The sequence below is a fragment of the Luteibacter sp. GL_149 genome (assembly GCF_057834065.1).
The window spans coordinates 489334-509795 of sequence record NZ_CM174395.1 but is presented as its reverse complement, the minus strand read 5'-3'; the positions used below and the strand labels follow the sequence as shown (position 1 = coordinate 509795).

General features: G+C 64.1%; 16 protein-coding genes. 5 read left to right on the top strand and 11 right to left on the bottom strand.

Annotated features, from left to right (window positions below; translation table 11 throughout):
* Positions 1-34: 34 nt before the first annotated feature.
* Entirely contained in the window at positions 35-1156 is a 1122-nt protein-coding gene (gene hemH, locus AC3IR3_RS02305; RefSeq protein WP_489195429.1) for a ferrochelatase, read from the top strand.
* Positions 1149-1985, top strand: a complete 837-nt coding sequence (locus AC3IR3_RS02300; RefSeq protein WP_489195428.1) for an alpha/beta fold hydrolase — start codon at positions 1149-1151, stop codon at positions 1983-1985. Before hemH ends, AC3IR3_RS02300 begins: the two co-directional genes overlap by 8 nt.
* Positions 1986-2197: 212 nt before the next feature.
* Here the strand turns inward: AC3IR3_RS02300 and cyoE are convergent, their stop codons facing one another.
* From cyoE to AC3IR3_RS02280, 4 genes are read right to left on the bottom strand one after another with little or no spacing between them, the layout of a single operon-like run.
* A complete protein-coding gene (gene cyoE / locus AC3IR3_RS02295; RefSeq protein WP_489197002.1) occupies positions 2198-3094 on the bottom strand; it encodes a heme o synthase in 897 nt (298 codons plus the stop codon).
* 22 nt (positions 3095-3116) lie between these two features.
* Positions 3117-4280: a COX15/CtaA family protein gene (locus AC3IR3_RS02290; RefSeq protein WP_489195427.1), complete on the bottom strand. Its 1164-nt coding sequence runs from the start codon at positions 4278-4280 to the stop codon at positions 3117-3119.
* A complete protein-coding gene (locus AC3IR3_RS02285; RefSeq protein ID WP_489195426.1) occupies positions 4280-4846 on the bottom strand; it encodes a hypothetical protein in 567 nt (188 codons plus the stop codon). The genes AC3IR3_RS02290 and AC3IR3_RS02285 overlap by 1 nt, the downstream gene beginning before the upstream one ends.
* Positions 4843-5574, bottom strand: coding sequence for an SURF1 family protein (locus AC3IR3_RS02280; RefSeq protein WP_489195425.1), 732 nt, complete (start codon positions 5572-5574; stop codon positions 4843-4845). The genes AC3IR3_RS02285 and AC3IR3_RS02280 overlap by 4 nt, the downstream gene beginning before the upstream one ends.
* 59 nt (positions 5575-5633) lie before the next feature.
* On the opposite strand from AC3IR3_RS02280, the gene AC3IR3_RS02275 reads away from it, so the two are divergent.
* Positions 5634-5852: a twin transmembrane helix small protein gene (locus AC3IR3_RS02275; protein ID WP_036139356.1), complete on the top strand. Its 219-nt coding sequence runs from the start codon at positions 5634-5636 to the stop codon at positions 5850-5852.
* A gap of 102 nt (positions 5853-5954) precedes the next feature.
* Here the strand turns inward: AC3IR3_RS02275 and AC3IR3_RS02270 are convergent, their stop codons facing one another.
* The 5 genes from AC3IR3_RS02270 to AC3IR3_RS02250 form a co-directional block, all read right to left on the bottom strand.
* Entirely contained in the window at positions 5955-6842 is an 888-nt protein-coding gene (locus AC3IR3_RS02270) for a cytochrome c oxidase subunit 3 (protein WP_489195424.1), read from the bottom strand.
* Between the two features lie 70 nt (positions 6843-6912).
* Entirely contained in the window at positions 6913-7041 is a 129-nt protein-coding gene (locus AC3IR3_RS02265; protein ID WP_279389020.1) for a hypothetical protein, read from the bottom strand.
* A gap of 15 nt (positions 7042-7056) precedes the next feature.
* The gene (ctaD, locus tag AC3IR3_RS02260; RefSeq protein WP_489195423.1) at positions 7057-8670 is read right to left on the bottom strand and encodes a cytochrome c oxidase subunit I; all 1614 of its coding nucleotides are present in this window, start codon (positions 8668-8670) and stop codon (positions 7057-7059) included.
* A gap of 33 nt (positions 8671-8703) precedes the next feature.
* On the bottom strand, positions 8704-9603 hold the full coding sequence (gene coxB / locus AC3IR3_RS02255; protein WP_489195422.1) for a cytochrome c oxidase subunit II: 900 nt from the start codon (positions 9601-9603) through the stop codon (positions 8704-8706).
* 20 nt (positions 9604-9623) lie between these two features.
* Complete coding sequence (locus tag AC3IR3_RS02250) at positions 9624-10064, bottom strand: DUF2244 domain-containing protein (RefSeq protein WP_132142836.1); 441 nt, start codon at positions 10062-10064, stop codon at positions 9624-9626.
* 312 nt (positions 10065-10376) lie between these two features.
* Here AC3IR3_RS02250 and putA point away from each other — a divergent pair, with 312 nt between their 5' ends.
* Positions 10377-13529 (top strand): bifunctional proline dehydrogenase/L-glutamate gamma-semialdehyde dehydrogenase PutA, encoded by a 3153-nt coding sequence (putA, locus tag AC3IR3_RS02245; protein ID WP_489195421.1) that lies wholly within the window; start codon positions 10377-10379, stop codon positions 13527-13529.
* Between the two features lie 72 nt (positions 13530-13601).
* Here the strand turns inward: putA and AC3IR3_RS02240 are convergent, their stop codons facing one another.
* A complete protein-coding gene (locus AC3IR3_RS02240; protein ID WP_489195420.1) occupies positions 13602-16361 on the bottom strand; it encodes an RHS repeat-associated core domain-containing protein in 2760 nt (919 codons plus the stop codon).
* 165 nt (positions 16362-16526) lie between these two features.
* Between AC3IR3_RS02240 and AC3IR3_RS02235 the strand changes: the two genes are divergently transcribed.
* Positions 16527-17456, top strand: a complete 930-nt coding sequence (locus tag AC3IR3_RS02235) for a 2OG-Fe(II) oxygenase (protein WP_489195419.1) — start codon at positions 16527-16529, stop codon at positions 17454-17456.
* Positions 17457-18176: 720 nt separating this feature from the next.
* On the opposite strand, the gene dcp is transcribed toward AC3IR3_RS02235, so the two are convergent.
* A complete protein-coding gene (gene dcp, locus AC3IR3_RS02230; RefSeq protein WP_489195418.1) occupies positions 18177-20366 on the bottom strand; it encodes a peptidyl-dipeptidase Dcp in 2190 nt (729 codons plus the stop codon).
* Between the last annotated feature and the right edge of the window lie 96 nt (positions 20367-20462).

Here is a 20462-nt window from a genome sequence, read left to right as displayed (position 1 = left end):
AGACTTCCGTTTCCGAAGAACACCGAAGCCGAAGATGCCAGGCACCCCAAACTATACCGGCCTTGCCGGCTATTCCCACGACATACCGCCCCAGGCGGGGGTGCTTCTGGTTAATCTTGGTACACCTGAGGCGCCCACCGCCGCGGCTGTGCGGCCGTATCTTGCGGAATTTCTTGGCGATCCGCGCGTTATCGAGTATCCGCGCTGGCTGTGGAAGCCGATCCTGCACGGCGTGATCCTGCGCATTCGTCCCAAACGCTCCGCCCACGCCTACGCCCGCATCTGGACACCCCAGGGCTCGCCGCTGCGCGTTGGCAGCGAAGCACTGGCGACGGGCTTGCAGGCCGAACTCGGCCGGCGTCGCAGCGGCCCGATCCGGGTGGCGCTGGCGATGCGTTACGGACGGCCCTCGGTGCGGGAGACCATCGAGCAACTGCAACGCGAGGGCGTGCGCCGCCTGCTCGTCCTGCCGATGTATCCGCAGTATTCGGCGACGTCCACCGGCACGGTGTTCGACGCGGTCGCCGACACGATCAAGTCCCTGCGCTGGCCGCCCGAACTGCGCACCGTCAACGACTACCATGCCGACGCCGGCTACATCGCCGCGCTGGCGGACAGCGTGCGCACGCACTGGGCGCGCCACGGCCGCGGCGAACGCCTGCTGCTGAGCTTCCACGGCATTCCGGAACGCTACGTGCGAGCCGGCGACCCGTATTTCTGCCAGTGCCACGCCACCGCGCGCCTGCTGCGCGAAGCGCTGGGCATGGACGAAAACGAAGCGCTCTTCAGTTTCCAGTCGCGCGTGGGACGCGAACGCTGGCTACATCCGTATACCGACGAAACGGTCAAGGCGCTCGGCAATCAAGGCATCAAACGGATCGATGTCATCAGTCCGGGATTCGCGGTCGACTGCCTGGAAACGCTTGAGGAAATCGCGATGCAGAACGCCGACTTCTTCCGCGAAGCCGGTGGCGAGACGCTGAGCTACATCCCCTGTCTCAATGCCGAACCGACACACGTTGCGACGCTGGCCGATCTCGTCCTGCGCCACACGCAGGGCTGGCCGGAATTCGCGGAAGACTACGACGCAGCGGCTGTCGCTGGCCGCCTTGCCGCGTCGCGCGACCGCGCGCGCAAGGCGCAAACCAATGCGTGAGACGCGCATCCAGACACCTTCGCTCGGTATCGCCGCGCAGGAATGGGGCGACCCGGAAGCGCCACCGCTGGTGATGCTGCACGGCTGGCTCGATAACGCCGCGAGTTTCGATCTGCTCGCACCGCACCTGGCAAAACGCTTCCGCGTCATCGCACTCGATCTTCCCGGCCACGGCCATTCGGACCACCTGCCGCCGGGTGCCGACTATCACTACATGGGCCACGTACGCGCCGCGCTGGCTGCGGTCGATGCGCTGGGTCTGCCGCGATTCCACCTGCTTGGACATTCGCTGGGAGCGGGCATCGCCACCCTGCTTGCTGTCGCGGCACCCGAACGCGTGCGCCGGCTGCTGTTGATCGAAGGTCTGGGTCCGCTCGCCGACGACGGCTCGCGTACGCTGGATCGATTCCGCGATGCGCTGGCTGCGCCACCCAAAAGTACGCGCAATCTGCGCGTCTTTGCCGATGTCGACAGCGCACTCGCCGCGCGCGTGGCGGTCGGCGGCCTCGCCAGCGACCTGGCTCGTCCGATCGTGGAACGCGGTTTACGCGAAGTGCCCGGCGGCTACAGTTGGCGCAGCGATCCGCGCCTGTCGGGACCGACCCCGATCCGCTTCGCCGAGACGCAGGTGATGGCTTTACTGCTGGGACTCGCGGCACCGACGTCGCTGCTGCTCGCCCGGCCACATCCACCGTATCTGGAACCCGAGGCGCTACAGATACGCATCGACTGCGTGGACGACATCCGCACGCGGACGATGGAGGGCGGGCATCATCTGCACCTGGAACACCCGGATGCGGTGGCTGCGTGGGCGCTCGACTTCGCCTGACTCGCCCAGTTCCGCGTCTCTCTGTGGGAGCGCGCTTGCGCGCGAAAACCTACGGAGCGTAGACGCCGTACGTGACATCCGCAGCAGGAAGGATGGGCTTGCGACAGGAGTATCGGGCTTCATTGCTCCGTAGGTTTTCGCGCGCAAGCGCGCTCCCACAGAGAGAGAAACACCGAAAGCACGGAAAGCACCGAAAGCAAAAAACCGGGCGATCAGACCACCGGTTCGAGACTGAAAGCCGGTTGCACGACCGGGTCGACCAGCCAGTGGTCCGCCAGCAGGAAGGCGAACAGCACCATCAGATACACGATGGAATAGTTGAACACCTTCATCGCGAACAACTCGTCCGGCGGATTGAACAGGCGCACCGCGTAGTAGAGGAATCCACCGCCGAGCACCACCGCGCCGAACAGATAGATCAGGCCGCTCATGCCCGTGAAATACGGCAGCAGCGTGACCAGGAAAAGCAGCACGGTGTAAAACAGGATATGCCAGCGCGTATAGACCACGCCGTGCGTCACCGGCAGCATCGGCACCTGTGCACGCGAATAATCGTCGCGACGGAAGATCGCCAGCGCCCAGAAATGCGGCGGTGTCCAGACGAAGATAATCAGCAGCAGTTGCAGCGCATAGGGATGCAGCGAATCGGTAACCGCCACCCAGCCGAGCACCGGCGGCGCGGCGCCGGCGAGACCGCCGATGACGATGTTCTGCGGCGTGGCGCGCTTCAGATACGCCGTGTAAATCACCGCGTAACCGATCAGCGAGAAGAACGTCAGCACCGCCGTGAGCATATTCACCAGCAGCACCAGCACCAGCATCGCCACGATGCCGAGCGACATCGCGAAAATGAAAACCTGGCGCGGCGTGAGATGACCCGTGGCCAGCGGACGATGCGCCGTACGCGCCATGACCTTGTCGATGCGCTGGTCGATGAGGTGATTGAACGCCGCCGCCGATGCGGACGCCATCCAGATACCGATCGTCCCGAAGAGCGCGGCATGCCATGTCGGCAACACGCGCACCCCGTTCGAATCGACGGCGAGGAACATGCCGATGACCGCGCAGAACACCAATAGCGCGACGACGCGCGGCTTGGTCAGTTCCATGTATTCGCTAAAGGTGCTCACGTCAGTTCCTCGTCGCCACGGCGAGCTGGGTCGCCGGCAGGCGCTGGGTACGCGCGAGCGCGACCAGCAGGGTAAACAGCAGCAGCGCGGCGACGCCATTGTGCGCGGTGGCGACCGGCAGCGGGAGGCCCAGGTGGACGTTGCCGATACCGAGCACGATCTGCGCGATCAGCACGACACCGATGGCGATGCCGATCTTGCGCAGACCCGCGCGCGCTATTTTGTGCGATAGCCAGCCGAGGTAGCAGAGGACGACGAAGGCGCCGATGCGATGCGCCATCTGGATCGCGCTGCGCGCGGCCATGTCGAGCACGCCGCCCTCGTAGTTCACGCCGATGCCGCGCCACAGGACAAACGCTTCGCGGAAATCGGTCGCTGGCCACCATGCGCCCAGGCACTTCGGGAAATCCGTGCCGCAGGCGAGTGCCGCGTAATTCGAGCTGGTCCATCCGCCGAACGCGATCTGGCAGACGAGAATGACGATGCCCAGCGTGACGGGCGCACGCAACGCGGCATAGGCATCGTCGCGCGAACCCACGCCCGCGAAACGCAGCGCCGCCCATGCCAGCAAGCCGAACGTAGCCAGACCGCCGAGCAGGTGACCCATAACGACGATGGGTTTCAGCAGCAGCGTCACCGTCCACATGCCGAGCATGGCCTGGAAGATGATGACCGCCAGCGCGGCAACGCTGATGCGCCATGCGCCCGGTCGACGCAGACCGATGGCGACGGCCAGCGGCAAGGCGATCGCCAGCGCGGAAAGCACGGACGACACCATGTGTTCGCCACGCATGTACATCGCCACGCCTGTCGCCGCGAACGCAGCCGCAACGACGACCGTCAGCATGGCCCACCTGCGGCGCCACACGGCGATAAGCGCCATCGCCAGCACCATCACGCCAAGACCGCCGGCGAGGAAACGGTGGACCTGCTCGCGCCACGCCTTGTGCGTTTCGTACGGGCGATCCGGGAACGCTTCGTTGGCCTGCGCGATGTCCTGCGCGTGGCCGGGCCAGCTGGCCTTGCCATAGCAGGTCGGCCAGTCGGGACAGGACAGACCCGCGTTCGACAGGCGTACGAACGCGCCGAACATCACGATGCAGAAAGCGAATACCGCCGCTAGCATGGCCAGCGTGCGCAGGATTTTCAGCGTGCGCGCCGACATCAGCGAATCACCTTCTGCATGTCCTTGCGCAGACCCGAAGGATCGAAACCCGCAGGGTAATAGGACAGTGCCGTCGTGTTGGATTCGACCAGTACCGCCGAGACGGTGTCGGGCTGCGTCGGCCGGAAGGCTTCCAGCTTGTTCGCCACGTCGTTGCCGACCAGCCAGTCGCTCATCACCGCCGGCTGCGACACCGGGGGCTTGCCGACATACAGCAGACGCAGGCGGTCGGCATTGCGATTGAGCGTAATGCGCGCGTTGCGCATCAGTTCCAGCATGGCGATGCATTGCTTGCCGCAATCAGGACCCGGCAGCGCGACCAGTGTCAGGCGCGGCTCGCTGTCGCGCCATGCATAGGTGCCGCCGTTGGCCAGTTCGATGTTCACGTCGGCGAAACTGCGCTGCGGTTCGATCGGCTGGCCGTTGCCCTTGCCGGTCGGCTGCCAGCCGCTCACGGTGAGCAGACCCGCCGCGACGATGGGCGCGAGGAAAACCAGCATGATCAACACCAGCTTCAGCCGGCCACTGGACGAGGGTTTGTCGGGGGAGACGTTCGGTGCGGTCATGTCGTTGAAGGCCGTTTCGGGCGTCGCTTGCGATGCAGGAGTACAAAGATCACCACCGCCGCGACAGCGAAGGTGAACCACTGGAAAGCGTAAGCGCGATGGCGTGCCGGCGGCATAACGTCCGGCGTCCATTCGCGCGTGTAGATGCTGGCCGGGTCGGCATCGAGCAACAGCACGCGAGGATACAGCGTGTGGCCGAAGTCGGCTCCGATCTCGCCGAGGTCGATATAGACGACCGACTTGCGGGGCCCCGTCTGGCCGGGCAGCGCATCGCCCCCCATCCGCATGCCGACGCCCGGCGACGGGACGTACAGGCCGTGGATCGCCTGCCGGCCCGGCGGCAGCGGCGGAAGCGACGGATTCTTTCCGCCCTCCTTCGGGAGGAAGCCCAGGTCGACCAGCAGTACCTTGTCGGTGTTTCGTGGCAGGAAGGGCACGAAGACGCGGATGCCGACCTGCCCGCCATGGGTCTGGTCGTCGAGGATGTAATAGCGGTCGGGTACGAACTCGCCCTCCGCGCCCAGGCGCGGATAGCGGTCGGTGGGCGCGCCGCCGTCCACGGAAGACAGGGGTTCCTGCGGCGCCGTGGCCGATGCGGCATACCGCCGCAGAAGTTCGTCCTTTTCGTCGGCGCGATGGAGCTGCCAGAAGCCCAGACCCACGAAAATCAGGGTTCCCACGACGGTAAGGGCCACCGCGAAGCGCGACGGACGGCGCAGCCAGCTCATGCCGGGCACCGCTTGTCGGCCGCTATACTTCGACCATCGCATTCGAGGGGAACGGTCACGTGGAAACCATCTATAAATACGCGCTGGTGATACTTCTGCTGGTCGTTCTGTTCAATCTCGGCCAGGCGCTGTTCTTCATGATGACCGACAAGGGTCAGAGCAAGCGCACCGTCTGGGCACTGACCCGCCGCATCGGTCTGTCGCTGCTGCTCATCGCCATGGTGGCGCTGGGCATCTTCATGGGCTGGCTGCACCCACACGGGGTGGGCCAATTCTAACCCGCTTGGGGCCCTGGCGCTTCCGCTGCGGCATGGTGACTCAGGGAACCCAACGAAAAAGCCCGCCGAATGGCGGGCTTTTTTCATCGTGACAGGCTCGGCTTAAAGCACGTACACGAACAGGAACAGCGCGAGCCAGACCACGTCGACGAAGTGCCAGTACCACGCGACAGCTTCGAAGCCGAAGTGGTTGTCCTTCGTGAAATGACCCTTGGCGCAGCGGAACCAGATCACGGCGAGCATGATGGTGCCGAGCGTCACGTGCATGCCGTGGAAGCCCGTCAGCATGAAGAAGGTAGCGCCGTAGACGCCGCTCTTCAGCGTGAGGTTGAAGTGGGTGTAGGCCTCCATGTACTCATGGGCCTGGAAGTACAGGAACATGCAGCCCAGGAGCACCGTGGCGCCAAGGCCGACGAGCAGGCGCTTGCGCTGGCCAGCCTTCAGGGCATGGTGCGCAATGGTGATCGTGACGCCCGAGGACAACAGGATCAGCGTGTTCAGCAGCGGAAGACCCCAGGCCGGAATGGTCTGGAAGAAACCGCCGATCTTTTCCGGGCCGCCGCCACCGCTGGCGCCCCAGGCGGCGCTATAGCCGTCCCAGACGAACTGGTGGGTGAGCACGCCGTGACCTTCGCCGCCCAGCCAGGGAATGGCGAACATACGGGCGTAGAACAACGCGCCGAAGAAGGCACCGAAGAACATCACTTCGGAGAAGATGAACCACATCATGCCCATACGGAACGAGCGATCCACCTGGTCGTTGTAGCTACCGGCGAGGGACTCGCGGATGACCGAACGGAACCAGCCGAAGAACATGCCGAGGATCATGGCCAGGCCGACATAGAACGTCGCCTTGCCGAAACCGGGCTGACCGGGCTGGGCGTTGAGCCAGTGCGCCGCACCGAACACGGTGACGAACATGGAGACGGCGGCCACGATCGGCCACTGGCTCTTGCTCGGTACGAAATAAGCGTCTTGCTGATGACCCATGGTGACGTTCCCGTGGATGTCTTGTCTCTAACGCCCGCGGCCCCTCAGGGAACCGCGGGAAACTGCCTGCTCAGATCTTCAGCATCTGCACGATGGACATCACGAAGATCGCCAATGCGACGCACCCCGCAATGAGAGCGGTGCGGCGAGCGCGCTTTTTGCGCGCCGCGATGTCCTGTTCCTGCAAAGACTGTGTCATCTGTCCGGTCTGTCTTTAGTGCGAGGTATCGCCATGGGCCAGCTCGTCGTCATGGATGACGGGCGGCACATCGAAGGTGTGATGCGGAGCCGGCGACGGCACCGTCCACTCCAGGCCCTTCGCGCCTTCCCACGAGCGGTCGGCGGCCTTCTTCTTCGAGAAGTACACGCAATGGACGACCACGCCGAGGAAGATGAGCTGCGAGGCGCCGAACCAGAAGCCGCCGATCGAGCTGATCATGTTGAAGTTCGCGAAAGCCACGTTGTAATCCGGGATACGGCGCGGCATACCGGCCAGACCCAGGAAGTGCTGCGGGAAGAACAGCACGTTGACCGAGATGACGCTGGACCAGAAATGGATCTTGCCCCAGGTCTCGCTGTACATGTTGCCCGACCACTTCGGCAGCCAGTAATACGCGGCGGCCATGATCGAGAACGCGGCACCGGTCACCAGCACGTAGTGGAAGTGGGCAACCACGAAGTACGTGTCGTGGTACTGGAAGTCGGCCGGCGCCAGCGCCAGCATCAGGCCCGAGAAGCCGCCGATGGTGAACAGGATCACGAAGGCGATCGAGAACAGCATCGGGGTCTCGAAGGTCATCGAGCCGCCCCACATCGTGGACACCCAGTTGAAGACCTTCACGCCCGTGGGCACGGCGATCAGCATCGTGGCGTACATGAAGAAGATTTCGGCACCCATCGGGAGGCCGACCGCGAACATGTGGTGGGCCCAGACGATGAACGACAGGAACGCGATGGAAGCGATCGCGAACACCATCGCGCGGTAACCGAAGATCGGCTTGCGCGAGAAGGTCGGGATGATTTCCGAGATGATCCCGAATGCCGGCAGGATCATGATGTAAACCTCGGGGTGACCGAAGAACCAGAAGATGTGCTGGTACAGGACCGGATCACCGCCGCCTGCGGCGTTGAAGAAGTTGGTGCCGAAGTACTTGTCGGTCAACAGCATGGTGACCGCGCCGGCGAGGACGGGCATTACCGCGATCAGCAGGAACGCCGTGATCAGCCAGCTCCACACGAAGACCGGCATTTTCAGCAGGTCCATGCCCGGAGCGCGCATGTTCAGGATGGTGGCGATGATGTTGATCGCACCCATGATCGAGCTGATACCCATCAGATGGATCGCGAAGATCACATAAGCGACCGACTCGCCCTGCAGCGACAGCGGCGGGTACATCGTCCAGCCACCGGCAGGACCGCCACCGGGCATGAACAGGGTGGACAGCAGCATGATGAACGCGAACGGGAGAATCCAGAACGACAGGTTGTTCATGCGCGGCAGCGCCATGTCCGGTGCGCCGACCATCAGCGGAACCATCCAGTTCGCCAGACCGACGAATGCCGGCATGATCGCGCCGAAAATCATGACCAGCGCGTGCATGGTCGTCATTTCATTGAAGAAATACGGCTGTACCAGCTGCATGCCGGGTTTGAACAACTCCGCACGGATAACCATGGCGAAGGCGCCGCCGATGAAGAACATCGTCAGCGAGAAGATCAGATACAGCGTGCCGATGTCCTTGTGGTTCGTGGACAGAAGCCAGCGCTGTACGAAGCTCGCGGGAGCTCCGTGGTGATCGTTATGGTCGTGGGTGGCTGCGTGCGCCATGGCCTTAAACCTCTACCTGCAATACGTGTTCGGTTAGCCCTGGTTGGCAGGGGCGGGAGCGGTCTGAGCGGTCTGCGCAGCCTTCTGAACCTTGGCTTCGTCCTGCTGGGTTGTCAGCCACTGCTCGAATTCGGCCTTCGGCACGGCCTTGACCACGATCGGCATGAAGCCATGGTCCTGACCGCACAGTTCGGCGCACTGCCCACGATAGACGCCGGGCTCCTTGATATTGGTCCAGGCCGCGTTGGCGATGCCCGGGATCGCGTCGATCTTCCAGCCCAGCGCCGGCACCCACCACGAGTGGATGACGTCGCCGCCGACGATGACGAAGCGGATCTTGGTGTTGACCGGCACGACGAGCGGCTTGTCCACATCCAGGAGATAAGTGTTGTAGCCGTCGACCTGGATCTTGGCCGGGTCGAGGTTCGACTTCAGCTGGCGCGTGCGATCGCTCGATTCCTCGAGCTTGGACATGAAGCCGACCTTGTCGACGCCCTTGCCCTTGTAATCGACATAGTCGTAGCGCCACTTCCACTGGTAGCCGGTGATCTTGATCGTCATTTCCGAACCGGTGGTATCGGCGAACGACGTCAGGCCGCCGGTGGCGAGCTTGGCCAGGACGATAAGGATAATGACGGGAATGACCGTCCAGACGATTTCGAGCCTGGTGCTGTGGGTCCACTTTTCCGCCACGGCGCCGCGCGACTTACGGAAGCGGAACATGGCGACGAACATCGCGCCGAAAACGAGGATGCCGATAACGACGCAGACCCAGAAGCCCACCATGTGCAGCGCGTAGGGAGACCACTCGCTGACGCCCTTGGTCATGTTCAGCTGGTTGGGCTCGGGGTTAGCCCATGCCGCCGTGCCGAACGCCGCGCAGGCAGCCGCCGCCCATGCCGTTACCGATCGCCTGATGCCGCCAGATGTCATGTCTTGCACCTTTATTGAACCTACCTGCGCGTCTGACCGGTTACTTCCGACAGCAGCACCATGAGTTTCGTCGACAACTCGACGCGCTCCTCTTCGCCGAGGAATGCGCCGATTTCCAGCTCGTCGCCATGCGACCTCAGCAACAGACGGTGACGTCCGTTGCCCGGCGCAAGCAGCACCCGCACCCAGTACGACTGGAAACGGCGCGACCGGTGACCCGGCATCGTGCGTACTTCCAGCGTATCCGGACCGATGACGATACGTTCGCCACGGCTGCCGGCCCGCCAGGCCGCACCGAGCGCGAACGCGAGAACGAAGCACTCGACGAGCGCAAACACGGGAGCGAATACATTCCCCTGCCACGCTCCAAGCCATGCCGTCGTCAACGCCAACGCCGCAAGACCCCCTATGAGACGACGAAGACCGCGACGGCTCAACGCGCGATTGGGCCGTAGCCACATCACGCGCGGGTGACCCGCGACGGTCGGTCGAAGCACGATCACGAGGAGTCCCGCGTGCCTGGAACAGCGGAATGATAGGGCGGTGGGCTGGAACCGGCAAGGATGGAAGTGGCGGGTTGTCGCAGGAAGGGGCCCGAAGGATCGCGCGAGGCGGCGAGAGAGGGCCTTCGCCACCCGCTGCGCGGGCCTGCCCGTTGCGGCCTTCCCGCATCCCCGCTCCGTTGGCTTTTCGCCGGCAAAGCCGGCTCCCACCGGGCCTCGCTCCGGCACGGTACAATTTGCGATTCCCCCGGCCCCACCCGAGCCACATCAGTGAACCCAAGCATTCTCAGCCCAGAACTTCCCGCCGGCGCCGAGCCGGCGCGAGCACGTATCACGTCCGCGTGGCTGCGCGACGAAACGGAAGCCGTCAACGACCTGCTCGTGCAGGCCACGCTGCCGGCGACCGAGCGCGAGCAGGTCATCGATCTTGCCGCCGGACTCGTCTCGCGCGTCCGCGCGCGGGCGAAGGACCAGAGCGCCGTCGAGTCCTTCATGCGCCAGTACGATCTTTCCAGCGAGGAAGGCGTCCTGCTGATGTGCGTGGCCGAAGCGCTGCTGCGCATTCCCGACAAGGCCACCGCCGACAAGCTGATCCGCGACAAGCTCGGCGAGGCGGACTGGAAGAAGCACCTGGGCCAGAGCGAATCGCTGTTCGTGAATGCGTCGACATGGGGTCTGATGCTGACCGGTCACCTCGTGAACCTGGCCGAGGAAACCCGCCACGATTTCGCCAGCGCGCTGCGCCGGCTGGTCGGCCGCGCCGGCGAACCCGTCGTGCGGCTGGCCGTGCGCCAGGCCATGCGCATCATGGGCCACCAGTTCGTCATGGGCCGCACGATCAAGGAAGCGCTGGACCGTTCCGCCGAAAAAGAACACGCGGTCTACCGTTATTCGTACGACATGCTCGGCGAGTCGGCGCTGACCCAGGAAACCGCCGAACGCTATCAGCAGGATTACCGCGACGCGATCAACGCGCTCGGCGCGCGCGGTCCGTTCCCGAACAATCTGGAAGCGCCGTCGATCTCGGTGAAACTGTCGGCGCTGCATCCGCGCTACGAAATCGGCAATCGCGAACGTGCACGCGCCGAACTCGGCGCGAAGTTGCTGGAACTCTCGCAACTGGCCATGAAGAACGGCATCGCGCTCTCCGTCGACGCGGAGGAAGCCGACCGCCTGGAATTGTCGCTGGACATCATCGGCGACGTCTTCGCGCATCCGTCGCTGCAAGGCTGGAACGGTCTGGGCATCGTCATCCAGGCGTACCAGAAGCGCGCGCCGTTCGTGATCGACTGGGTGACCGAGAAGGCTCGCGAAACCGGCCGCCGCTGGTACGTGCGTCTGGTGAAGGGCGCCTACTGGGACGCCGAAGTCAAACGCGCGCAGGAAAACGGCCTGCCCGGCTATCCGGTCTATACGCGCAAACCGAACACCGATGTGTCGTATCTCGCCTGCGCGCGCCGCCTGTTCGCCGCCGGCGCCGACGCGATCTATCCGCAGTTCGCCACGCATAACGCGCACACCATCGCCGCCATCAACCACATCGCGCAGGGTCGTCCGTACGAGAACCAGCGCCTGCACGGCATGGGCGCCGACCTTTATGCGGAAGTGATCGGCAAGGACAAGCTCAACGTTCCGTGCCGCGTGTACGCGCCGGTCGGTAGCCACGAAGACCTGCTGCCGTATCTCGTGCGTCGCCTGCTGGAAAACGGCGCGAACACCAGCTTCGTGAACCGCGTGGTCGACGAGTCCGTGCCAGTGCGCGACCTGGTCGCCGATCCGTGCGAAACGGTCCGCGCCTTTGCCTCTATCCCCCACCCCCGTATCCCCCTGCCGGTCAATCTCTACGGCGAACTTCGGAAGAATTCCATGGGCATGAACTTTGCGAACGACAACGAACTGCGCGAACTCGCTCAGGCCGTCAACCGTCACAGCGGCCCGTGGCACGCCGCTCCGCTCGTCGCCGGCGCGTCGCATGCCGGCACGAAGGTCGAGGTCACCGACCCGTCCGATCGCCGCCGCATCATCGGCACCGTCGAGCTGGCCGATCCGTCCATGGTCGACCGCGCGCTTGCCAACGGCGTCGCCGCCCAGCCGGCCTGGGACCGTCTGCCGGCCGCCAGCCGCGCAGCGATCCTCGAGCACGCCGCCGAGCAGCTGGAACACAACCGCGCCGAATTCATCGCCATGTGCGTGCGCGAAGCCGGCAAGAGCCTGCCCGACGCCATCGCCGAAATCCGCGAAGCCGCCGACTTCCTGCGCTACTACGCCACGATGGCCCGCCGTCACTTCGGCCAGCCGGAACAGCTTCCGGGCCCCACTGGCGAGAGCAACCAGCTCTTCCTCAATGGCCGCGGCGTCTTCGTCTGCATCAGCCCGTGGAACTTCCCGCTGGCGATCTTCATCGGTCAGGTCGCCGCCGCGCTCGCCGCGGGCAATGCCGTCGTCGCCAAGCCGGCCGAACAGACCTCGCTGATCGGCTACGCCGCGGTGAAGCTGCTGCACGCCGCCGGCGTGCCCGCCGATGTGCTGCAGTACCTGCCGGGCGACGGCGCCACGGTCGGTGCCGCACTCACCCGCGACCCGCGCGTCGCCGGCGTTGCCTTCACCGGCTCGACCGAAACCGCCTGGGCGATCAACCGCGCGCTTGCCGCGCGTAACGCGCCCATCGCCGCACTGATCGCCGAAACCGGCGGCCAGAACGCCATGATCGCCGACTCCTCCGCTCTGCCCGAGCAGATCGTGAAAGACGTCGTCGCGTCGGCGTTCCAGTCGGCCGGCCAGCGCTGCTCCGCCGCGCGCGTGCTGTTCGTGCAGGAAGACATCGCCGACAAGGTGATCTCGATGCTCGCCGGCGCCATGGCGGAACTGACGGTCGGCGATCCGGGCCTGCTGTCCACCGACGTCGGCCCGGTCATCGACGAAGACGCCCGCAAGATTCTCGTCGACCACGCCGCACGCATGGATCGCGAAGCGAAGAAGATCGGCGAAGTCGCGCTGCCCGACGCCACGGCGAACGGCACGTTCTTCGCGCCGCGCGCTTACGAAATTCCGGGCCTGAAGACGCTCGATCGCGAAATCTTCGGTCCCGTTCTGCACGTGATCCGCTGGAAGGGTAGCGAGCTGGACAAGGTCGTCGATGAAATCAACGCGACGGGCTACGGCCTGACGCTCGGCATCCACAGCCGCATCGACGACACCATCGAATACATCCAGAGCCGCGCGCGCGTCGGCAACTGCTACGTCAACCGCAACCAGATCGGCGCGGTGGTCGGCGTGCAGCCGTTCGGTGGCGAAGGCCTGTCCGGCACGGGTCCGAAAGCTGGCGGTCCGCACTACCTGTTCCGCTTCGCCGGCGAGCGCACGCTCACGATCAACACCACGGCAGCGGGCGGCAACGCATCGCTGCTGACGATCGGCGAATAAGCCACATCAACGATCGATCCGAAGGCCGCGTCTCGCAAGGGACGCGGCCTTTGTGTTCCTGGCACGAAAGCATTAACCCGACGTACCCGCACCGCCTGTTCGCTTGCGCCACTGAGCGCGACCAGGAATGGGCCTTACGTGAACCAGAAAATTGACGATATCGCTGCTGGGTTCGACATTACCCAATGCATTCAGAATATCGCGGATATCTCCGTCTTCGGCGTTACCCGCTGCAGCGCCAGCGCCTTCCCCCAGCATTTCGATGCTAGGGCCGGGGACGACTACCCTGGTAACCGATGTCGCTTCCATCCCGAAGTCGTCCAGTGTTCTCTGCGTCATTTTGCCATTTGGCGTCGCCTTCAGAAATACCGTGCGCAACGCCGCCGAGCTGTTGGGCAACCCCTCGGTAAGCTGCAGCGTCTCGGCATTGATTACGTGGTCTCGTGTAATCGACGAAGGCATGGTTCCGCGAATCCCCACTCCTCGCGCAACCTGTCTGTACTGATGTCTCACGATGTCGTTCGCGAAGTACCTGTTCGACCTGCTGTACTTGAAATTTCGTGCGAGCACCCAGTGGTTTTTGAAAAATTTGTTGTAGTAGGTATCCACCAGATAATTGACTTCCTCCCTCGCCGTGGAAGTTATGTCATGCGTGTCATTAAGAGGATTGACAGTGTCGAAGGCCATAAACGTATCGCCTGCCTCATGCACAAAGTCGTCCCGGACCATCGCCGCCCCACTTCCGGATCTCAAATCTTGCAGCTCCAGACGGTCTTCTAGAAACGGATCGACGTGTCCGCCCGCCGGCCCGCGCATCTCCTCGGCATCTCCCCAGAGCGCACCCGCGCGGAGATCGACCGGGTCCCCATGAACGACATCCCACCCCGGTCCACGCCTCTCCTCAGGGTCACCCCAGAGCGCACCCGGCCGGGCATCTTCACCGTAAAGTCCGTTGATATCCGCGCGTCTTACCGGATTGTTCCTGACCATGCGGTACAGATTTAACCCGTCGACATCGCCGGCCGGGTCGGGGTTGATCCAACGGGCGAGCCACGGGGCGTAGTAGCGGAAGCCGTAGTAGTAGAGCCCGGTCGCGTCGCGTTCCTTGCCCGAGTAGCGCACCGTGCGCCAGTCCGCTTCCAGCTGCGAGCTTGCCGCTTGCCATGCGGTACCGCCGAAGGGGTAGTACTCCTCGCACGAGGCCAGCTGGCCGGTCTCGTCCAGCTCCATCGCCGTGGAGCCCAGATGATCGGTCACGGCGTAACGGGTGGTGGTACTGCCATCGGCTTTGACGATGATGCGCACGGCGTCGCCGCCAAGCGCCACGGTGATCACGTCGCGATGCGTATGGGTGACGTCGTCATGGTGGCGTTCGAGCGTGCCCAGATAGCAGGTCTCGGCGATACGCATCGTGCCCGCCACATCGTGCCGCCAGCGCTTGCGCACGCGTTGACCGCCGCCATCGTACAGGTACAGTTCGCGATCGTTCTCCCGTGCCGCGCGCACGATGGTGGCCACCTCGCGCAGGCGATGGCGGCCATCCCACACCAGTGTCGCCCCGCCGGGATAAAGCTGATGGGCGTTGCCGCTCGCGTCGAAGAAGCCGTCGACCTTCGCCGGGTCCGTGGTGACGCTGGCGGGGAGCGCGCGATTGGACAAGGGCGCGATCGTCATCGCCTGCGTGCCGAGGTTCGTCGGGTTGCCACCCGCATCGTATGCGTACGCGCGGGTATAGGCGCGCAGGGAGGCGGGATCGCCAACGACCGGCAGCACATCGGGAAGGTCCGGGCCGTATCCCGCGGAGGCATGCTCGCGCCCGGTCGCTTCGATCAGCTGGTGGAAGGCGTCGTAGGCGAACGTGCGGGTCGCTTCGATCCTCGCGTTGCGATGGAAGACGAGGGGCGATGCGGTATCGCTGATCGCCAGGATGTTGCCGACCGGGTCGTAGCGGTACTCAAGGCGTTGCAACGGTGTCGTATCGCGCAGCGTCGCCGTGCGCCGCAGGCGTCCGTCGTCCGGGTCGTACGTCCAGGTCCGGGTGACCCCATTGGCGGTGGACTGCCCGATCAACTCGCCCGACGGGCCGTAGTGCAGGGCCGTCGCCAGCGGGATGCGGGAGCTTCCGGCCAGCATCACGCCGGTACGCACCGGGGCCCCGGCCACACCACGCACGACCTCTTGCGTATGCCCGGCCGCGTCGGTCTGGGTCAGCAGCGCACCGAGCGCGTCGTAGGTGGCAAGGGTGATCGCCGGAGCTTCCAGCGCGTCGGTATCCGGCCAGTCCGGATCGGTATCGCCGGCGAGCAGTTCGAGACGGGATGCCTGGACCTGTCCGGTGAGCGCGACACGCGTCGTTTCACGGCGACCGGCGGCGTCGAACGCCAGCACCGGTATACCGGCGAGATTGGCCGGCCACGCCTCGGCGGTGCCGTAAGTGGTGAGGGCAAGACAGCGCGAAGCGGTACCGGTGTCTTCATCGTGCCGTACGGGTCTCCCCGCCGGGTCGTATGTTGTCGTCTGCCAGACCCCGTTCGCGTCTCGCGACCACAGCGGCGCACCGGTATCGGCGACGAGCTGCCAGGCATCGCCGGCGTCGGCGCTCCACGCAAACGGCGCGCCCAAGGCGCCGGACGACCTACGCACCGGCACGTTGCGATCGACGGAACGGGCGTCGTATTGCGCGACGACACGGCCATCGGCGTCATACCGCGTGCGCTCCACTCGTTCCACGGTCCCGTCCGTCGCCACTCGTCGGTAATAACGCACCGTGCGGACGGGCAACCCGCGCGGATCGACGGCGACAACGACTGGACTGGAAATGATATCAGCCAACGGCTTATGACTCACTCGATGCACCGGCAATCAGCCTATGCGCCTGAATCCCCTGACGATATCGACCATCAGATGTAGGTGCCCTTTAGGAGCGCTCTTGAGCGCTCCTGCAACAAACCGGGAATCCTTTAGACTTGAGAGAAATCTCAATTGGAAGGAACCAGCGTGAGCTTCGAATCCGTCGTCAATCCTGAAGTTCGCGCCAACGTCGACGAGCAGGCGAAGGCTTTCGCCACCGCGTTGCCTTTTCGTCATCTGGCGATCGACGACTTCCTAGATCGCGGATTCGTCGACCAGCTGCTACGCGAGTTCCCCGCCTTCGAGCGCGGCAACCACATCGGCGACGACGGGCGGCCGGGCGGAAAATCGACGGTCGACAGCATGCCCCACCTGGGCGAGGCTTATCGCCGGCTCGACGAAGTTATCCAGACACCGGCGTTCCTCGATTACATCGGCCGCATCACTGGTATCGACAATCTTCTTTACGACCCGTTCTATCTCGGTGGCGGTACGCACGAAAATCGCCATGGACAGCCGCTCAGTGCCCATATCGATTTCAACTACCATCCGAGCGAGCGCTGGCACCGCCGCCTGAATCTCATCGTGTACCTGAATCACGAGTGGGACGAATCGTGGGGCGGCATGCTCGACCTGTATCGCGATCCGTATGAAGACCCCAGGCCGACCGCGCGCGTGGCGCCGCTGTTCAACCGCTGCGTGATCTTCGAAACCACGGAAACCAGCTGGCACGGCTTCGATAAAATCCAGCTACCCGAAGACCGCCCGGAACTGTCGCGCAAGTCGATCGCGCTTTACTTCTATACGAAAGAACGCCCCGTCGAGGAAACGGCAGGACGCCATACGACGCACTACGTCAATCGCCAGATGCCAGAACATATCGTCGCCGGACGTGTGCTGTCCGACGACGATGTCGAGGAACTGCGTGCACTGGTCGCCGCCCGCGACGTCCAGCTGCGCATGCTTTACGAAGAGAACGGCAAACTGCTTCAGGCGCAGGATAAGGGCTTCGGCGGCCACCTCATCTACCTGATGAAGCGTCTCTACATCCGCTATCGCCGCCGCACGGCCGCCTGACTCCACGCAAAAAGGTTCTTCGCGCATTAGCGGGGATGGCTTGAGGTGTCTCGTCGAGCTTCGGTCGAGGACAGCCGTCTTACACTTGTGCTGTCGGGGAGGCCGCGACCGGGTTGGCCCTTGGGGCCTTCGGCGCCGTCCCTGCGGGAGCGGGCCGTAGCGCCACTTCGCTCCGTCACTAGGTATCGCGGCCCTCGGCTAAGACGGCCCCAAGGGCCAACCCGGCCACGGCACCGGCGATTGCGGTTTGCTGGAGGTAGAGCACGAGCCGAGCACGTGACGGACCGAACCGGATACGGTCACCACCGGTCCTGCGTCACGCACTGCTTTCCCCCACGTCACCGCAACCTCCGGAAGAGCCGTCGGCCACCGCCCTCGACGCGACTTGCGGAACCGAGCGCGGCGGGCGGAAAAGGCCCGAAGGGGGCGGACCAGGACGGTCCGCCGTTTTCGCTGAGGCAGGAGCCGAATCGAAAACCCCCGCCCGCCGCGCGGGCGCGACGGGGCGCAGCCATAGAACACCAGCCGCGCAGCGGCTATCCCTTCCCGAGCGACGGTGAAGCCGGAGCGTCGAGGGCGGTGGCCGACGGCTCTTCGCGAAGCGTCCCAGCGCGACGGCAATAGCGATGGCGAAGCCGAGCCCTTAGCGCATGAAGAACCCAAAAAAAACGCCTGTCCTCACGGACAGGCGTTTTAGTTCAACGCGAAAGGAACGACTCCTTACTTCAGGCCGCGATCCTTCAGCATCGGTTCGATGCTGGGCTCCTTGCCGCGGAAGTCGCGGTAAAGCTTGCCCAGTTCGACCGTGTTGCCGCGCGAAAGAATCTTGTCGCGGAAGATCTGGCCGTTGTCGCGCGTGAGGCCACCGTGTTCAGTGAACCACTGGAATGCATCGGCGTCGAGCATCTGCGTCCACAGGTACGCGTAATAGCCTGCGGCGTAACCGTTACCCCAGATGTGCTGGAAATAGCTGGAACGGTAACGCGGCGGCACCTGTGCCATGGTGAAGCCGGCTTTCTTCAGTGCCTCGGACTCGAACGCATCGACGTTCTTCTTCTCGCCACCGGCGGGAAGCATGTGCCATTGCATGTCGAGCAGCGCTGCCGAGATGAGTTCGCTCATCGCGTAGCCCTGATTGAAACTCTTCGCCTTCTTGATCTTCTCGACCAGTTCCTTCGGCATCGGCTCGCCGGTCTTGTAGTGCTTCGCGTAGTTCGCGAATACCTTCGGATCGGATGCCCAGTGCTCGTTGAACTGCGACGGGAATTCGACGAAGTCGCGCGCCGTGCTGGTACCCGACAGCGATGGATATTGCTGGCTGGCGAAGATGCCGTGCAGACCGTGGCCGAATTCGTGGAACATGGTGACCACATCGTCGAACGAGAGCAGCGCGGGCTGGCCGTCGGCCGGCTTGCTGAAGTTGGCGACGTTATAGATGACCGGCTTGGTACCGAACAGCTTCGACTGCGTGACGAAGTTGTCCATCCAGGCGCCGCCGCCCTTGTTATCGCGCTTGAAGTAGTCGGTGTAGAACAGCGCAATCGAACTGCCGTCCTTGTCGAACACTTCGTACACATGGACGTCCGGATGGTAGACCGGGATGTCCTTGCGCTCTTTGAAGGTCAGGCCGTAGAGCTGGTTCGCGGCGTAGAACACGCCGTTCTGCAGCACACTGTTCAGTTCGAAGTACGGCTTGATCTGCGCTTCGTCCAGATCGTATTTGGCCTTGCGCACCTTTTCCGCGTAATGGTCCCAGTCCCATGCCTGCGCCTGGAAACCACCCTTCTCCTTGTCGATGACATCCTGGATGTCCTTCGCTTCAAGCGTCGCGCGCGCGACAGCGGCCGGCACGAGGCGCTCCATGAACTTTTCGGCAACCTCGGGCGTCTTCGCCATCTGGTCGTCGAGTGTCCATGCCGCATAGTTCGGGAAGCCAAGAAGCTTCGCGCGCTCGGCGCGGAGCTGGGCGATCCGGGAAACGAGTTCGCGGGTATCGTTCGCATCGCCATGTTCGGCACGATCCCACGATGCCTTGAACAGTTTCTCGCGCGTATCGCGATCGTTCAGCGCCTGCAGGTCGGGCTGCTGCGTGGTGTTCTGCAGCGCGATGACCCACTTGCCGTCGAGCTTGCGATCTTTCGCGGCGCCAGCCGCGGCGTCGATGTCGGCGGCGTCGAGCCCGTCCAGCTTCGCTTTGTCGTCGACGACCAGCGCGCCGGCTTTCGTAGCGGCCAGCAGACGGTTCGTGAACTGCGTGCTGAGGGTGGACTCTTCCTTGTTGATGTCCTTGAGCTTCGTCTTGTCGGCCTCGGACAGACGTGCGCCCGCATGCACGAAGTCTTTGTAGTAGTACTCGAGCAGCCGCGCCGATTCCGGATCGAGCTTCAGCGTGTCGCGCTGGTTGTACAGCGTCTCGATACGCTTGAAGAGTTTGTCGTTGAGGTAGATCGCATCGCTGTGCGCGGCGAGTTTCGGCGCCTCTTCCTCTTCGACCTTCTGCAACGTGTCGTTGGTGTTGGCGCCCGTCAGCGCACCGAACACATGCTGCACGCGGGACAACAGGACGCCCGACTTCTCGAGTGCGACCAGCGTGTTGTCGAACGTCGGCGCGTCGGCCTGGTTGGCAATCGCTTCGACTTCGGCAAGGTGCTGCTTCATGCCCTCTTCGATAGCGGGCTGGAAGTCGACGTCCTTGATCTTGTCGAAGGGCGGCGCTTCGAAGGGCAGCGTGCTCTTCGCGTAGAACGGATTTTCAGTCATCGGCGTGGCGGCGGTGGTGCTGGCGGACGCAGGTGCGGCCGGCGCCGTGGAGGCATGCGCGGGCGTGGCCTTGTCGGCGGGTTCGGAGGACTGCGAGCAGGCACCAAGCACAAGCGAGGTGGCGATCACGAGGGTACGGATCCGGAGCATGTGGCGCTTTCCCTGTACGGACGGCAAAACAACGACTCTAGCGGTGTGCGCCGATCCCGCACAACCGCCGTCCGTCACGGGCGAAGCGTTGCTGCG

What these genes read in the sequence shown, in the direction of transcription:
- AC3IR3_RS02300 (WP_489195428.1), top strand. Translation starts at nt 1,149, where the DNA reads ATGCGTGAGACGCGCATCCAGACACCTTCGCTCGGTATCGCCGCGCAG.
- ctaD (WP_489195423.1), bottom strand. Translation starts at nt 8,670, where the DNA reads ATGGCGCACGCAGCCACCCACGACCATAACGATCACCACGGAGCTCCC.
- AC3IR3_RS02270 (WP_489195424.1), bottom strand. Translation starts at nt 6,842, where the DNA reads ATGGGTCATCAGCAAGACGCTTATTTCGTACCGAGCAAGAGCCAGTGG.
- cyoE (WP_489197002.1), bottom strand. Translation starts at nt 3,094, where the DNA reads ATGGAACTGACCAAGCCGCGCGTCGTCGCGCTATTGGTGTTCTGCGCG.
- hemH (WP_489195429.1), top strand. Translation starts at nt 35, where the DNA reads ATGCCAGGCACCCCAAACTATACCGGCCTTGCCGGCTATTCCCACGAC.
- dcp (WP_489195418.1), bottom strand. Translation starts at nt 20,366, where the DNA reads ATGCTCCGGATCCGTACCCTCGTGATCGCCACCTCGCTTGTGCTTGGT.
- AC3IR3_RS02285 (WP_489195426.1), bottom strand. Translation starts at nt 4,846, where the DNA reads ATGACCGCACCGAACGTCTCCCCCGACAAACCCTCGTCCAGTGGCCGG.
- AC3IR3_RS02250 (WP_132142836.1), bottom strand. Translation starts at nt 10,064, where the DNA reads ATGTGGCTACGGCCCAATCGCGCGTTGAGCCGTCGCGGTCTTCGTCGT.
- AC3IR3_RS02265 (WP_279389020.1), bottom strand. Translation starts at nt 7,041, where the DNA reads ATGACACAGTCTTTGCAGGAACAGGACATCGCGGCGCGCAAAAAGCGC.
- AC3IR3_RS02290 (WP_489195427.1), bottom strand. Translation starts at nt 4,280, where the DNA reads ATGTCGGCGCGCACGCTGAAAATCCTGCGCACGCTGGCCATGCTAGCG.
- AC3IR3_RS02280 (WP_489195425.1), bottom strand. Translation starts at nt 5,574, where the DNA reads ATGAGCTGGCTGCGCCGTCCGTCGCGCTTCGCGGTGGCCCTTACCGTC.
- coxB (WP_489195422.1), bottom strand. Translation starts at nt 9,603, where the DNA reads ATGACATCTGGCGGCATCAGGCGATCGGTAACGGCATGGGCGGCGGCT.